This is a genomic window from Mesorhizobium sp. M7A.F.Ca.CA.002.09.1.1 (assembly GCF_003998555.1).
GTDB classification, from domain to species: Bacteria; Pseudomonadota; Alphaproteobacteria; order Rhizobiales; family Rhizobiaceae; genus Mesorhizobium; species Mesorhizobium ciceri.
The window spans coordinates 1-14,934 of record NZ_RZRR01000035.1; the positions used below are offsets into that span (position 1 = coordinate 1).

Genomic DNA, 14,934 nt, shown 5'->3' on the forward strand with positions numbered 1-14,934 from the left:
TCCGCGGCCCAAGGACGAGCCTATGCTTGGTCATGCTATCTGCTCGCGCAAGAGGTCGGCGCTATCCTCGAGCCGATATCCGGCATGTTTTTTCAAGTTCACTTGCGTGAGGACGCTGCCGACGGGTACCGCAAGAGAACCGTTGCCCTGAAGGAGTTCCAGCACCCCGCGAGCGAGGGTACGTGGCGTTTTCCTCCATCGGACGGCAAAAAGCACCGCATCAGCCCATCCAGCCAGAAATTTGGCTTCCGGCCGCCCGAGCGCCGACGGCAGGTTTATGATGACGATGCGATAGGTCAAGTGCAGATCCGCCATCACTTTGCCCCCATCCTCGCAGGACAACACCGCCAGCAGATCGTCCGACGGAGCAGCGGTCATCACGTCGATGCCGATTTCATGCAGACTGGCCACGGCGTTTTCCAGGTTGCTGCGATTGCAGACATAATCAGCGAAGGAATGGCGGCTCTTGCGCTCGCTGAACTGATGCAGGAACTCGAGCGTGAGTTGAACGCCCTTGCGTTCAAGATCGATCAAGAGAACACGACCGCCCATCCGCGTGCCGGCCAGCGCCAGACTCCATGCGAGCTCGGTCCCCCCATCCTCCGGGACGCTGGAGGTGACAAGCGCCGTGTACGACGAACGAGCCCTCAGCGCATTGGGCGCCGCAGCAATCAGCAACGACGTCACGGCGCGGCTATAGGCGGAGCTGCGCTCGCCCAGGACAAGGGTTCGCAGTCGTTTGGCATGCACCCTGCCTGCTTCGGGAATCTGCCCCATACATGGAACCTTGAGCACCGCTTCCGCCTCGGTCTCACCGCGGAAAGTCCGATCGAAGTGATTGCGCATCGTGACGAAAATCGCGCCCAGTATAGCGAACACAATCATCCCGGGCGGAACAAGGAAGATGGCGGGCAAGGTCTGCGGGATGGTCGGCGGCCATGCCGCCGATAGGATGGAAATTCCAGCCGAGGGAACTCCGATACGCCGCGTCAAATCCTGTTGCCGGCCAAGAAGTTCGTTGTATCGCTGGGTCAGCAAACTGACCTGCGGCTCGAGAACCCGCAACCCGGAAAGCCGGCTGGCGGTGTCGGCCATGACCGCATCCAAAATGGCCTTCCGGCTCTCAAGAGTGGCGATCTGGGCACGGAAAATGTTTGCGTCCGCAGCAATCTTGTCGATGCCTTGTTCGACCTTGCTTTCGGTCAGGTTTCTGAGTTCTTGGTCCGCAGGCGCGCGAGCCTGTCGAGCCGCAAGATCGGCAAGTTCAGGCCCGCCAATGGCTTCGGCCACGGAGACGAAAGAAGCCCCCTGCGCTCGAAGCTCCTGAACATGTCGCAGCCGAGTTTCCACAGCGGCGAGATCTGCGTTTGACATCGACAATTGCTGGCTGAGGTCGGCCCGTTCCCTGGCTGCATTGTCCGCCGAGCCTTGGTCGATGGCTCCGTGGCTCAACCGATATTTCTCAAGGCGGTCGGCCGCTGCCTGCAGATCGTTTTGCAGCCTGGGCAGGCTGGTGGTGATCGCATCGAGTTCTTGCTGGTCGGATGCCTGCCTTCTCCTTATCAGATTGTCGACATAGACCTGAGCGAATGTGTTGGCCACGAGCGCCGCCCGCGCGGGACTGTCATCGGCGAAAGCGACGGAGACTACTCTCGATCGCAGCTCCTGCCCGACCCGCATTCCTTGCCGCAAGGCTCTCAATTCAGAGGCATCCTCGGCCTGTGAATCGCTGATTGTTTTGTCCGCTCCTGGCCACAGTCGGTCCAGTAGACCACCGGCAAGCGAGCGTGTCCTCGGGGGAGGGATGGCAGACGGCTCAAGCCGGGAATTCCCGCTAGCGGAATTGTCCTGTCCGGTTTCAGCCGCACCTGTCTTGCGCAGTGCCGCCATGACGCGGCGCAGATGGTCTTGCGACGATAGCATCGTGATGTGGTCATCTATGCTTGAATCGACGAGGTCCTGCGAAGACGGGGCGCCGACGGGCAGTGAACCGCGCGATGGGGCGTCGATGATAAGCTGAGTAGTTGCTTCGTAGAGAACCGGGCGAAGACTTCCCAGCAACCCCGCCAGCAGCCCGCCCAACACAGCGAAGGCAACAATAGACCATTTTCGCCTTGCCAGAATCACGAAGAGTTGGTGCGACGCGGTGGCCGGCTCGACATATTCGCGCAATGACCGCACGTGCACTCTGCCTTCGAGAACCGGTGCTGGTGGTTGATTGATCCGTGGCAGCTGGATCGGGCTGATTGCGGAACCTACCATTTTATACTCCTGCCAGATCGGGTTCATGAATTGGGCCGGTTTCCTGTGCTTGCCGGTTGGCTCGGCTCCGCCAGGCCTGGAACATCAATGCGGACCACAATTCGCGCGAGCGGTTCTGGCCATCAATGTGATCGCGCCAGCAGGCGTCGATCTTCGCAGCGTCCAATACGTCACTGCTTTCTGCTCGCATGTCGGCGAGAAGATCGCTGGCCCAGTTGCGCAGCGGACCCCGCAGCCATGCTGCGATAGGGACATCGAAGCCCTGTTTCGGACGCTCGATCAGGTGCTGCGGGAGATAGCGGCGTAGCAATTGACGAAGGATCCATTTGCCGGCGCCATCACGAACTTTCATGTTGGATGGCAGCCGCCAGGAGAATTCGACAACGCGGTGGTCAAGCAGAGGACACCGGCCCTCAAGGCTGTTGGCCATAGTGGCACGGTCCAGCTTCACCAAGATATCGCCAGGCAAGTACCCCGCCATGTCATCGCACAGAAGACGGGAGAGCAGGTCGTCAAGCGGCGGACCGCCGTGGCCGTAGATTGGTTCGGTGGGCCGCTGACGTCCCAGGTTTTCAGCCTGTGGCCGCGCCAGCCGCTGAAACAATTCGTCTTCATTCGATGCCGTGAGCAGCCGGGCGAGACGTTCCATCCGGTCGCTCCGGATAAAATGCCTCGCGCTCGCAGAGAGTGGCAGTTTGCCGATGACATCGTCGCGTCCGGCGCGTGCGAAAAAACCTGCCCCTGCCGCCAAGGTTCGGCGCAGTTGTCGGGGCAGGCGCAGGTGTCGTTTCAACCGCTCCGCCATGAAGTGGCGGCCGTATCCTGCGAAGCATTCGTCACCGCCGTCGCCCGACAGCGCTACGGTGACGTGCTGACGGGCGAGCCTGGCAACGAGCAAGGTCGGTATCTGCGATTCATCGGCGAAGGGTTCATCCCAGACCTGCGGCAACTCGGGAATGACGTCACGTGCGGCGCTGGGCGAGAGGTGAAGTTCGGAGTGGTCGGTGCCCAGATGACGGGCAACGGCCGCTGCGTATGGAGCTTCATCAAAGCCGCCCTCTGCGAACGAGATCGTGAAACTGCGAACCGGCTTGCAGGATTGAGCCTGCATCAGGGCGATCACGGCTGAGCTGTCGATCCCGCCCGACAGGAAGCCACCCAGAGGGACGTCGGCCATCATGCGTTCCCGCACGGCCAGCCGAAGCCGGTTGTCCAGTTCGTCAACCAGATCTTCGTCGGTGCCGGTAGCGGGGTTCCGTCGCCCATCGGCTGCAACGTCAGCCAGTGACCACCAGCGGTGAACGCGTTGCGAAAGACGGTCCGCGCTGCGGTCTTCGGCACAATTCGCCGCGGTGACGGAAAGGACGGAACCAGGCGGCAGTTTGAACACGCCTCGCCAGATACAGAGATGGTCCGGCACCCATCCCGTTGAAAGCATTGCCGCCGCGGCATCAAGATCAAGGTCGGGAGAGAAGCCCGGAAAGGTGTTGATCGCCTTCAGCTCAGAGGCGAAGACCAATGCGTCTCGGGTCGAAGCAACATAGAGGGGCTTTTTGCCCATCCTGTCACGGGCCAGATAAAGGCTTCTTGTCTTCAGATCCCACAATGCGAACACGAACATTCCGGCAAAGCGTTTGAGGGCGGTTTCAAGCCCCCAATGCTCGATTGCGCTGAGCATCACTTCGGTGTCGCTGGCGCCTTGAAAGGTTTGGCCCGCACCCTCAAGTTCGCGACGTAAATCGCGAAAATTGTATATCTCACCGTTGAAGGTGATCACGTATCGGCCGCTGGCAGAATGCATCGGCTGGTGCCCGGCGGCTGACAGGTCGACAATTGCCAATCGCCTGTGGCCCAATGCGATTCCAGCCTCGCGATCGGCCCAGAGCCCTTCGCCATCCGGGCCCCGGTGACGCAGCGATGCGGTCATCCGCCCGATCGCTTGGAGCGGCTTTATGTCTGTGGCATCGGAAGCCAATAGAATTCCGGCGATCCCACACATTTAGGGCACCCTGGGCTCGGCAAGTTGCCGCCGAAGTGCGGTCGGATTTCCGGCAACGAGGCAGAAAGCCAGCGAAAACCACACGATCGGATGGCGGATGATCAGGTGAGGCATGCTGAAGATTATCGTCGACGCACCGAGCACCAGCAGCGCGTCGAATCCCGCTCGCCAGGCAAGCGACATTGCGGCTCCCACGATCCAGACCAATGCCATCACCGCAAGCAATCCGCCCTGCAGGTAAAGGTCAAGAACGGTATTATGGGCCTCGAAAGGTCGCTGCAGAAATTGACGGTCGGCGACGGGCGGGCGCTCGAGGTGAGGCCCAGGGCCCAATCCCAGCGACCCGGATTTCAACCCCGTTTCCACCGCGTCCTGCCACAGATAGAGCCGGAGTTCGAACGTTTCGAGTGTCGCTTCCCCACCCTGGTCCTTGGTAAGGCTCTTGGCAAAATGGGCGACGCTGGCCTCTTCGGTGAGCGCGTAGGGCGTCATCGCCAGCGCTAAAGGCAAGGAACCCGCCAACAGCACAATTGCTGCCAAGCGGGGCAGGCTGGCGCGACCGCTTGTTGCGATCCATGCACGAAGCCGCAATCCGAGAAAGACGAGGCAGCTCAGGATACTGGTGTAGAGATAGGTGTCGCTCTTCGTCAGCCGGCCGACATAAAAGGTCAGGATCAGGCTGGAGAATGCGAGCAAACGGCGCCATGGGTTGCGGGTGGTCGTGGCAAGGTGCAAAGCCAGGGGGCCAAAAAGCGCGCAATAGAGCGCAAGTTGGTTCGGGTTCTCGGACCAGCCCCGGAATCTGTCCCAGAACCAGGGGTCGACGCCGGGCTGGTGGGCTACCCCAAATGCCAATCCCAGCTGAATTACGAAGCTTCCATTGGCGATGGCGATCACCCACCAGGCACTGCGGCGAAGGTGACGATCGGCGTCGGGCTCCGCGGCCGCCAGGCATGTGAAGCCGGCCAGCAGCATGTAGGCCATCAGGTCATGTACCAGCCCGGTCAAGTAAAGGACGGTGGTCAGGTAGCCGACGATCGTGCCGATTCCCAAAGCCAGCGACAAGATCAGCCAGAAGCTCGCCAGTTGGACAAAAGCGGGTGTGACCTGGAGACGACCCCCGGCGAATATTCGTCCAATCGCCAGAACGATCCAGATCGCGATGAACAATTCGCCATAGCCGAGCGGCAATCCCGGAACGGCCAGTTGCGTCGCGTAGGACATCGCAACTCCCAGGGCGAGCAAGGCGTCCCGGATCATTGACGTGCTCCGCCCCGGTGATCTGCGAGGCTGCCCTCAAGCGCGACAGCAGGGAGCGGTCGCGGAAGCCCCGCGCGGAGTGTGTTTTCGTACAGGTCGCAGTACTGATCGACCACCAACGGCAGGGCAAATCGCTCCCGCACAAGTTCAGCGGAACGGACGCCCATTGCCTTTGCCCCAGCGCGGTCGGACAGCAAGTCTATTGTTCGCGAGGCAAGGGCATCGGCGTCATGCGGTGCAACCAGGTAGCCATTCCACCCGTCTTCGACGACGTCTCTGCAGCCTGGCATCCTGGAAGCCACGATTGGCAGTCCCGAAAGCCCCGCTTCCAGCAACACACGCGGTACTCCTTCGCGATACTGGGTGGGAAAGGCGAATACATCGGCCATGCCGAGGAGATCAGCGACATCGCGTCGTGGACCCAAGGCCAGCACATGAGATGCGTGCCGGTCGATCTCGGACTTGTCGATTGCGAATGAGCCTTCGGATTCTCGCGGGCCGACAAGCACAAATCGTGCTGCTGGTCTTTCGGCCACGACGCGAGGAACCGCCTCGAGGAGGGTTCCCACACCCTTCTGACGGGTCAAGCGGCCGACAAAGATCACCACTTCGGCGGACTGGAGGCCGAGTTCCCTACGCATCTTCGTTGCCGAGGACCCGAGATGGCGCACCGTTGCGAACGCATCGACATCGATTCCGGAACTGCGTATCAGTCGCGAGCTTCCGCGACCGGTCAGCCGAAAGCGCTCGAAGAACAGTTGGTCATCACGATTTTGGAAAACGGTCGCCGCCGTCCACGAAGACGCGAGCCATTGCAGCGCGCAATAGACCGGACGCAGGGCCAAAGCGCGAGGCGCCAGAGATGAGAACGTCCAGCCCAGCCCGTTGATGGTGCGAATAACCGGAACTGTTCCCCGCATGGAAAGGGGCGTCAACAGATTTGGCTTGGTGTCGAAACTCTGGATGATGTCGGGCCGAAGCTCCCGCATCAATCGGCGCATCGTTCCGAGAGCACGCCATTCCCCGCCGCCAGATGCAAACCGGTCGAAGGAGAACCTGTGATGCGAAATGTCATGCCTTAAAAACGGTACGGGAGAACCGCTCGAGACCGCCGTAACGCGAAAGCCTTTCTCTCGCAGCGCGATGAGGAAGGGAACTCTCAAGGCGTGATCCTCGCCTCCCACGCAGACCAGATGTGGGTTCATCTGCCTCTCCCCAGCGCACACGGCGGGCAATCGAGTAACTGACGCTCTCGATGCTGCCACGGCCCGGTTTCATCACCTATGAGCGCATCCCGCCCGAGTGCACGCTATGGGGAGGCCGGGTTCCTGTCCTCGTCCGTTTGAATGACACCATGATGTTTGGAAAGGGGTAGGACCAGTGAGGCGAGATTCCCTCGCGGTGGGGGAGCGCTAATGTCCCTCCTGTCTTGCCGACGCAGTCTCACCGGGACGCCCCCACGGCATTGCCTGAAGTGGGTACGATGAGTGGCTGGAGTAAGGCGTGGCGGACCTGAACTCCGCGGCTCGCTGATGGGCGCGAAGTTCGGACGCTCGGCCCAAACGACTGTCGGCGAGGCACCAAGACCTCGCCGACCTTTAAGGCATTCGTCGCTGGAGCGTCAGGTGACCAGGAAAGACGATGCGGTAATCGACAGATGCGGAGAGAGGCTCGCGAAATGGATCTGGTTTGCGCCTCCGACGCCGTCGCTGTCGAAAGAAAGAGCTCCGGTCGAACTGTTGTAGATAATGTGATCGGAACTGTCATGCGCCGCTTTGCCGGCAAAGAAAGCGTCCGACGAGAGGCCCCCCTGATCGAGACCGGCAAAGATGGAATGGTCGAGGTGGATCTTGTCCTGGGCTTTGTTGAAATCAGTGATCCTGTCGACGTTTCCAGCGCCAAGGGCGGTACTGAACACGAAGGCATCTCTGCCCCCGTGCCCGGTCAACGTATCGGCTCCGCCGCCACCGTCGATCTTGTTGTTACCGGCATTGCCTTGAATGGTCTGTCCGAATTCGTTGCCGGTCAGATTGATGGCGGCCTTGCCGGACGTCTTGGTGGTTGCGAGTTGCTCGATGTGCGAGCCAGCCGAAAGAGCGAAGCTCACCGAGGCAAGAACCTTGTCGAGGCCGCTTCCTCCCTGCTCCACCACCTTGTCGTGGGCATTGTCGACGTAATAGGTGTCATTGCCGCCATAGCCGGTCATCTTGTCGGCGCCACCGCCGCCATTGATCTTGTTGGCACCGCCATTTCCATAGATGGCTTGACCGAATTCGTTGCCGGTCAGGTTAATGGACGCCCTGCCACCGGAATTGGCGGTGGAGAGCTGCTCGACATGTGATCCCGCCGTAAGAGCGTAACTCACCGAGGCCGCGACCTTGTCGAAGCCCCCGTTTGGCGCTTCCATGACCTTGTCATGAGCATTGTTGACGAGATATTTGTCATTGCCCCCGGTTGCGTGGAAAACGTCTGCGCCGCGCGTGCCATGGAAGACATGATCGCTGCCCGACGGGGCCGGCCCGGTGGGAGCAGGGGTGCCGACGTGAGTAGGAGGTGTGGTCGGTGTGCCGACCGGATCACTGACCGGGGGCGTGACAGGATCACTAACCGGGGGCGAGACCGGGGCATGGGTGCCCTCGAGATTGTGCTGGAGGAAAAAGGCTTTCAGTTCCGAGGCGCTTTCAAGCGCGGTGTCGCCATTCTGCGTTCCCCATTTATAGGTATAGTCAAAGGCCGGCGACGGAACCAGTGCGGCCCAACGATCAATCATGGCCTGCTCCTGGGCAGCGGTGGGCATGACAAACTTGCCGCCAGCGCTGGTTTCCCAGTTGCCACCACCGAACGCCTGGTAAAGCGGGACGATCTTGTCAATCGGGATGCCCGCTTCACCGGCAGCCGCAACCATCTTGTCGATATGGGTGTAGTCGGGAGCCGAAGTGTTGTTGATGGGGTAATAGCCGATACCGTAGAAATCGATGCCCGTATTCGCCGGATTGTAAGCGGCGTGGGCCGGGTCGTTCGGGTTCATGTAGCTCGGGGAGCCATCCGTGCCCAAGTTCATCATCGTGATGAAGGTCTTGGCGCCGGGAACATGAGAATGAATCCAGTCGGATTCCGCCTTTAGATTTGCAGCGGTTGCGTAGCTGCCCCACTTGCCTGTCGGATCAGGCTCGTCGCTAAGGTAAAACCCGAACACATTTGGATTACCTATGAAGGGAGTGACTTTATCAATGAAAGACGAAGTTACTCCGTCGTGCTCACCGAGATAAACCAAGCCTTTCATGCCATCCGGCAAGGCATTGACTTGCGAAACGTACTGAACATCAGCCAGATTGAATCCGGCGGTTGCGATCTCGGCGGCTGATCCACCGGACGCGTAGTGGAGTGTCATCCAAAAATCCTTTGGTTGATTCGGTTATGCCCCACGTCTGCTTAGTTGACGGCGCATATTAGGCCCAAATCAAATACGACACCCGCTGGATAGAATCTTTGATCGCCGACAGGATTGCTGCACAGCAGGAGATGTTCCGCTTCGGGTCAACCGAAGTCTTTTAAAACAGTGCCGCAACAACAACATAAGCCCCTCTCATCCGGCTCATTGTTGAGCCGCGTGATTGGGAAATATCCGCCTTTCCCGACCGGGTTATCCCCAACTAGGGGAAAGCCAATTGGGGTGCCTCGGCACATGAACCGAGGCTTGCGCTGACGCCCTCGCGGCTCACCCGCCAACTTGACGGTCGAAAGATCGTGCCGCTTGCGGCGTGAAGCGGCCACCTATCGCTGCTTTAGGAGCACTTTCTGCTTTGATCCTATTTAAAAAATCGATGGCCCAACTCTCGTTTGAAATATGATCCGACCCAGCGCATGGAGAAAAAGTCATCTCTCCAAAATATATGTCACCGTTAATGCTGTACAAATCGACCCTGACAAACTCAACATCCCTAGATATCGTTTCCGCGATCTCGATCATTTTTTCGAGATTTTCCGGCCTTTCTACGTTTTCTGGTAGGTCATAACCATACATGACATCAATCTGCTTAAAATCCGGAAGAGAAAAGACAGCCCTTTTATGATCAACAAATCTACCGACGTCGACCTGAAGATAAATTGCCTTGCCGCGAACGCAAAAGAATTTGTAGTCACTTAATTCACCACCAGTAGAAATGTTGTCTTCGACAATTAATTTCTTTTCCATTTTATAATATTGTGTCTCTCGTCCGATATTAAAGTACGACCTCTTAGAGAAATTTAAGAATTCCTCTAGAGTTTTCCTATTGAGCGGTTTGTCGAGGAATATAATTTTTCCAGAGGAATGGGTCGGCTTCATCACGAAATGACGTCCGAGGAAAGGCTGGATCCAAAGTAAAATGTCATCTGCCGTCGTATTTCTATCTATCTTGAATACAGAGATCGTCTTTGGGATTTTAAGGCCTGCGATTCCACTAGCTATGTACTTAGCATAATGCTTATCAACGCAAATCTTCTCCAGGTATCCCCATCTATTTCGTATCATTCTGTCAAATATAAAATCATTTATCGTAGCCGATTGACTGGAAACCCGTCTTGGGAACCTGTTGTTCCCGTTAAAGAATCCCGCTGCTGCTATGGGGTAGTTCAGAACGTAGAAATTCGGGGTTATCAAGCTGACCCTATATATCGTTTCCCAGACAGCTCTTCTTAATTTCCGATACTTCTTTTCCACGCAACACCCCACTACGCGGATAACGCACGGCTAACGCGGCGTCCGCTCTGATAACGACGATGGCGAAGGCGCGATCCGCCTCCTTGGGCAGGTTGGCAGCCGTCACAGATGGGGCCGGTCGAACCCGTCGGCCAGCGCCCCGAGGTGAACGAGCCCTCCAGTCGCCATCCCTGCGCATGCGTTAAACCACAATACGTCAGGCTCGATCACCGTCCTCCTCCGTTTGAATGACGATCCGGCGTGCCGGCCTGACGGTCGTCAATTTGCCGCCTCTGGAAGTCTGGGAGACTGATGGTCTGCTCGGGTGATTGGTGTATCGGGGCGAGATCAAATACAGAATACAGAACGACAAAAGGTTTGATTGATCTAAGTTGTTGCTCCGCATCAGGTATTTTGTGTCAACGACCGTGGCGTCTTTGAAAGTGTGTGGAAGCAAGGACATAAGCCCCTTTTGCGTGTTCCATTCTGGACTGCGTTACTAGCGTGAATTGCCGTTTTTTGGGGGAGTTATCCCCAGCCTGTGCACGCTGCGGGTCGCGTTTCGTTGGTCCTGCGCCACGAATCCGCTGCATTTTCCTCAAAGTCGACGTATGTAAGCAGAGCGTAATAAGGGGGGCGACGGATAGCGGCTGCTATGCGCACCAAGAAAGGTTTGAGCCATCACAATTTACGGAAGTAACGGCGCGGCAGTGTCGCGCGAACGACCGCTGGTCATGAAAACATCGGGGGCCGGTTCTCCCGAGCTGCGTTCCGCCATTCTCGCCTGCATGCCTGGGCTGCTTGGCGTGGCGCTGTTTTCGGCAGTGATAAACATTCTCGCCCTGACCGGTTCGGTCTATATGTTGCAGATCTACGATCGCGTTCTGCCGTCGCAGAGCGTTCCCACCCTGGTGGGATTCACGATCGGCATGCTGGGCTTGTATGCGGTCTACGGGCTCCTGGATTTCGTGCGGCTTCGCGTGCTGGTCCGCATCGGCAGTCTTCTCTATAGAAATTTGCAGCAAAAGGTGTTCTCCATCTCCCTGTCCTTGCCGCTCAAGGCAGGACGTGATGCGGGCCGCTTGCAGCCTTTGCACGATCTTGACCGACTGCGCGGCTTTCTTTCCGGAACGGGACCGACGGTCATCTTCGACGCTCCGTGGATCCCTTTTTATCTGGTGATCATTTATTTGCTCCATCCTTTGCTCGGCTTGTTGGCAACCGTCGGCGCGATCGCCGTGGTCCTCCTGACGGCGGTTGCGGAAGTCTTTAGCCGTGGTCCGGCCGCGCGCGCCTCCGAAGACTTGTCGTCGCAACGGGCGCTTGCCGACTCCGCCCGGCGCAACGCCGAGGTTGTTCATGCAATGGGGCTTTCTGGTCGACTGGCTCGACGCTGGAGCGACGTCAGCCGCGCATATCTTGGTCAGCAGGAGCGCCTCTCGGATGTCGTCGGTGGCGCCAGTTCCTTCTCGAAGGCGCTTCGCATGGGTCTGCAATCCGGCGTTCTGGGGCTCGGTGCCTACCTGGTCATCGGCGGTGAAGCTTCTCCTGGGGTGATTATCGCATCTTCCATATTGCTCGGCCGGGCCTTGGCCCCAGTTGACGCGGCCATTGCAAACTGGAGAGGTTTTCTATCGACCCGGCGCAGCTATAGCGAACTGGCAGCTGTCATGGCTGCATTTGGCAGTCAGGACGATCCGATGGAATTGCCTCGTCCACAGGCACGATTTGCCGTCGAGCAACTGACAGTCGCGCCGCCCGGCCTGACAAGACCGACCGTTGTAAATGTAAGTTTCCACCTGTCGAGGGGGGCTGGAATGGCCGTCGTCGGCCCGAGCGGCTCCGGCAAGACGACGCTGGCCCGTTCGTTGGTCGGGGTGTGGAAGCCGCTCCATGGCTCGGTGAGATTGGACGGCGCCTCTCTCGATCAATGGAACTCGGAACATCTCGGCGCCCATATCGGCTACATGCCGCAGGATGTGGAGTTGTTTGACGGCACGGTAGCAGACAACATTTCGAGGTTCCGAGGCAAGACGGATCCAAAAGGCGTCCTTGCGGCGGCAAGAGCCGCCGGCGTCGAGAAAATGATCATGCAACTCCCTCAGGGATTTCAGACCCGCATCGGGGAGGGGGGAGCAGCCCTGTCGGCAGGGCAGAGGCAACTCGTGGGTCTCGCCCGAGCCCTTTATGGCGAGCCGTTCCTTGTCGTGCTCGACGAACCGAACTCGAACCTCGACGTGGATGGAGACGCTGCCCTGGCCGGCGCCATACGGGCAGTGCGTCAGCGCGGGGGCATCGTCATTGTCGTTGCGCATCGTCCCTCGGCACTCGCCAACATCGATCAGGTGCTGGTTATGTCGAACGGGACGGTTCATGCCTTTGGCTCGCGCGAGGAGGTCTTGGCGAACGTGCTCCGACCTTCACCGCCTGTTTCACCTCGGCCATCTTCTTTGGCGCCGATACCGGGGGTTGCCGGGCATGCATGAGGCTCTGCTCGAAACATTCGTCACCTTCTCGTCCTATGCCCGGACCCTTCGTGGCAGCAAAGGACCTGCCGTGAGCTCGCCAGATCTGCCGGACGGTATACGGGCCAACCTGATATTCGGCTTGGTGATTACAGGTCTGCTGGTCCTCGGCGGCGGCCTGTGGCTGGGATTGACCAAGATCGCCGGCGCCGTGGTTGCACCGGCCACCGTGGTGGTAGAAAGCAACGTCAAGAAGGTCCAGCATCAAACCGGAGGAACAGTGGGCGGGATCTTCGCGCAGGACGGAGATCATGTGCGAGCCGGCGACGTGCTGGTCAGGCTGGATGACACGCTGACACGCGCGAACCTGCAAATCATCAGCGAGGATCTCGATCGCGCGACCGTTCGCCTCGCCCGGCTGGAGGCCGAGCGCACGGGCTTGGCGGAAATGCAGCTGCCGGTCGGCCTGAAAGCGCGAATGAACCAACCGGAGCTGGCTGCGCTCGTCAACGGCGAACGCGCTCTCTTTGAAACGCGCTCTTCGGCTTTGGCTGGACAGAAGGCACAGCTGAGAAGCCAATCCCAGCAACTTGAACGTCAGATCGACGGTCTTAAAGCGCAACAGAGCGCGGTGGATGAATCGGTTGCCCTGCTGAGCAAGGATTTCGCCGACGTTGATTCCCTCTACGCCAAAAAACTCGTCTCCAAGGAGAGGGTAAGCAACATCAAGTTGGATGCCACCCGGGCCAGGGGAGAATCGGGTCGCCTCGCTGCAGCAGTAGCTGAAGCCCAGGCGCGCATCAGCGAAACGGGGTTGCAGATGCTGCAGCTGGATGACCAAAGGCGCACCGACGTGACGACCGAACTCCGCGAGACCGAAGCCAAACAGACCGAACTCAACGAACGGAGGATTGTGGCGCAGGATGAACTGACCAAGACAACGATCCGCGCGCCACAGTCCGGAACGATACAGGAATCGGCTGTCCATACCGTCGGCGGCGTTATCGCGCCTGGCGAGATGCTTATGACCATCGTACCTGATACCGACGATCTTGTGGTGGACGCGCTGATCCCTCCGTCGCGGGTCGACGATGTCCGGCCTGGGCAGCCGGTATCAATCCGTTTTCCGGCGTTCGACGTGGGAACCACTCCGGTCTGCCAAGGGTCAGTGAAACACATCTCGGCAGATCTGATTAAAGACCCGCAACGTCAGCTTTCCTATTTTTCGGCGCGTATCAAGGTTGAAAGCAAATCGAGCTGCCTGACCGAAGCGAAGGTGCTGAGGCCAGGTATGCCCGCCGAGGTTCATATCCGCACCGACGAACGCAATGTCTGGTCTTATCTGTTGAAACCCTTTGCGGATCAGATGTCCAAAGCGTTTACGCAGTGATGGCGAGGTGGAGGAGGGCGTGACCAATAGGATATCGGGATTTCTGGCGGCCCGACGGCTTTTGGGGGCGGGCGGCCGTCGAGCCTAACCGGCGACGCGGGGATGAAGCGCCTCCGGCTGGAGGAAACATGCGCGTTGTGTGACGCTACCGCATCATTCGAATAGCGAGGCTGGTTTACCGTCCCCAGACAACGGCATTCTCATGCCGTTTGATGATGTGCTTCAGGTTTTCGAAGGCGGTCGTGACGTGGCCGGCGAAGCGCTCTGCCGCCGGTGAGCGTGGTCCGCTGACCCGGCGAAGGATACCGAGTGAGCGGCTGGGCTGCGGGATTTCATAGGGCAGCACCGTAACCCGGCTCTCCTTGCGCTGCGCGAAGACTACGGAGAATGGCAGCACGGCCAACGCATCGGTTTCGGCAAGGAAGTTGATCACGCTCATCAGCGAGCCTCCCGAATAGCGGATGTTCAGGTCCGACATGCCGATGCTCATCAGGATCATCTGCAGGTCCGACATCAGCGGAGAGCCGGGCAGGGGAGCCACCCAGGGAAAGCTGGTCAGGTCATGCGCCCTGAGGCGGCGATTTCGCAGCAGGGGATGATCGGGCCGGCAAGCCACGACATTGCGTCCGGGCAGGATTTCGGTGAATTCGAAGCCGGGACCAAGGTCGAGCACGCCGATCGGCACGATGCCGAGGTCGATCTGGTTGCTGTCCAGCGCCGCGACCATCTCGGGCAGGTTCATGTAGCTCTGCTGAACGGTGACCTCGGGTTCGAGCTTCTGGAATTCTCCGATCATCCGGCTGATCATCGCGTCCATGAAGAACGGCACGCCGCCGACACGGACGACACCTTTGGTGCCTTTCATGAAGCCCTGCAC

9 protein-coding genes are annotated in these 14,934 nt (G+C 59.1%); 2 read left to right on the top strand and 7 right to left on the bottom strand.

The features are described 5' to 3' along the window. Nucleotides 1-30: 30 nt before the first annotated feature. From EN994_RS03145 to EN994_RS03170, 6 genes are all read right to left on the bottom strand, one after another. Nucleotides 31-2,289: an exopolysaccharide transport family protein gene (locus EN994_RS03145; RefSeq protein WP_244514268.1), complete on the bottom strand. Its 2,259-nt coding sequence runs from the start codon at nucleotides 2,287-2,289 to the stop codon at nucleotides 31-33. Continuing rightward, entirely contained in the window at nucleotides 2,264-4,261 is a 1,998-nt protein-coding gene (gene asnB, locus EN994_RS03150) for an asparagine synthase (glutamine-hydrolyzing) (protein WP_063167493.1), read from the bottom strand. The genes EN994_RS03145 and asnB overlap by 26 nt, the downstream gene beginning before the upstream one ends. Continuing rightward, entirely contained in the window at nucleotides 4,262-5,521 is a 1,260-nt protein-coding gene (locus tag EN994_RS03155) for an O-antigen ligase family protein (protein WP_063167494.1), read from the bottom strand. Continuing rightward, nucleotides 5,518-6,726 carry a glycosyltransferase family 4 protein gene (locus EN994_RS03160; protein ID WP_063167495.1) on the bottom strand — a complete coding sequence of 403 codons (1,209 nt, stop codon included), beginning with the start codon at nucleotides 6,724-6,726 and terminating at the stop codon, nucleotides 5,518-5,520. The genes EN994_RS03155 and EN994_RS03160 overlap by 4 nt, the downstream gene beginning before the upstream one ends. 416 nt (nucleotides 6,727-7,142) lie before the next feature. Continuing rightward, nucleotides 7,143-8,912 (bottom strand): calcium-binding protein, encoded by a 1,770-nt coding sequence (locus EN994_RS03165; protein WP_063167496.1) that lies wholly within the window; start codon nucleotides 8,910-8,912, stop codon nucleotides 7,143-7,145. Nucleotides 8,913-9,239: 327 nt separating this feature from the next. Next, nucleotides 9,240-10,223 (bottom strand): ATP-grasp fold amidoligase family protein, encoded by a 984-nt coding sequence (locus EN994_RS03170; RefSeq protein WP_164745800.1) that lies wholly within the window; start codon nucleotides 10,221-10,223, stop codon nucleotides 9,240-9,242. A 689-nt stretch (nucleotides 10,224-10,912) separates the two neighbouring features. Here EN994_RS03170 and EN994_RS03175 point away from each other — a divergent pair. After that, entirely contained in the window at nucleotides 10,913-12,688 is a 1,776-nt protein-coding gene (locus EN994_RS03175; protein WP_013533103.1) for a type I secretion system permease/ATPase, read from the top strand. Then, on the top strand, nucleotides 12,681-14,057 hold the full coding sequence (locus EN994_RS03180; protein ID WP_013533102.1) for an HlyD family type I secretion periplasmic adaptor subunit: 1,377 nt from the start codon (nucleotides 12,681-12,683) through the stop codon (nucleotides 14,055-14,057). Before EN994_RS03175 ends, EN994_RS03180 begins: the two co-directional genes overlap by 8 nt. A 175-nt stretch (nucleotides 14,058-14,232) precedes the next feature. Here EN994_RS03180 and EN994_RS03185 read toward each other — a convergent pair. Continuing rightward, nucleotides 14,233-14,934 (bottom strand): substrate-binding domain-containing protein (locus EN994_RS03185; protein ID WP_127307395.1); only part of this gene is annotated, 702 nt, incomplete at its 5' end.

Excerpts from the sequence above, each read along its gene's own strand:
- EN994_RS03145 (WP_244514268.1), bottom strand. The coding sequence starts at position 2,289 with ATGAACCCGATCTGGCAGGAGTATAAAATGGTAGGTTCCGCAATCAGC.
- asnB (WP_063167493.1), bottom strand. The coding sequence starts at position 4,261 with ATGTGTGGGATCGCCGGAATTCTATTGGCTTCCGATGCCACAGACATA.
- EN994_RS03155 (WP_063167494.1), bottom strand. The coding sequence starts at position 5,521 with ATGATCCGGGACGCCTTGCTCGCCCTGGGAGTTGCGATGTCCTACGCG.
- EN994_RS03160 (WP_063167495.1), bottom strand. The coding sequence starts at position 6,726 with ATGAACCCACATCTGGTCTGCGTGGGAGGCGAGGATCACGCCTTGAGA.
- EN994_RS03165 (WP_063167496.1), bottom strand. The coding sequence starts at position 8,912 with ATGACACTCCACTACGCGTCCGGTGGATCAGCCGCCGAGATCGCAACC.
- EN994_RS03180 (WP_013533102.1), top strand. The coding sequence starts at position 12,681 with ATGCATGAGGCTCTGCTCGAAACATTCGTCACCTTCTCGTCCTATGCC.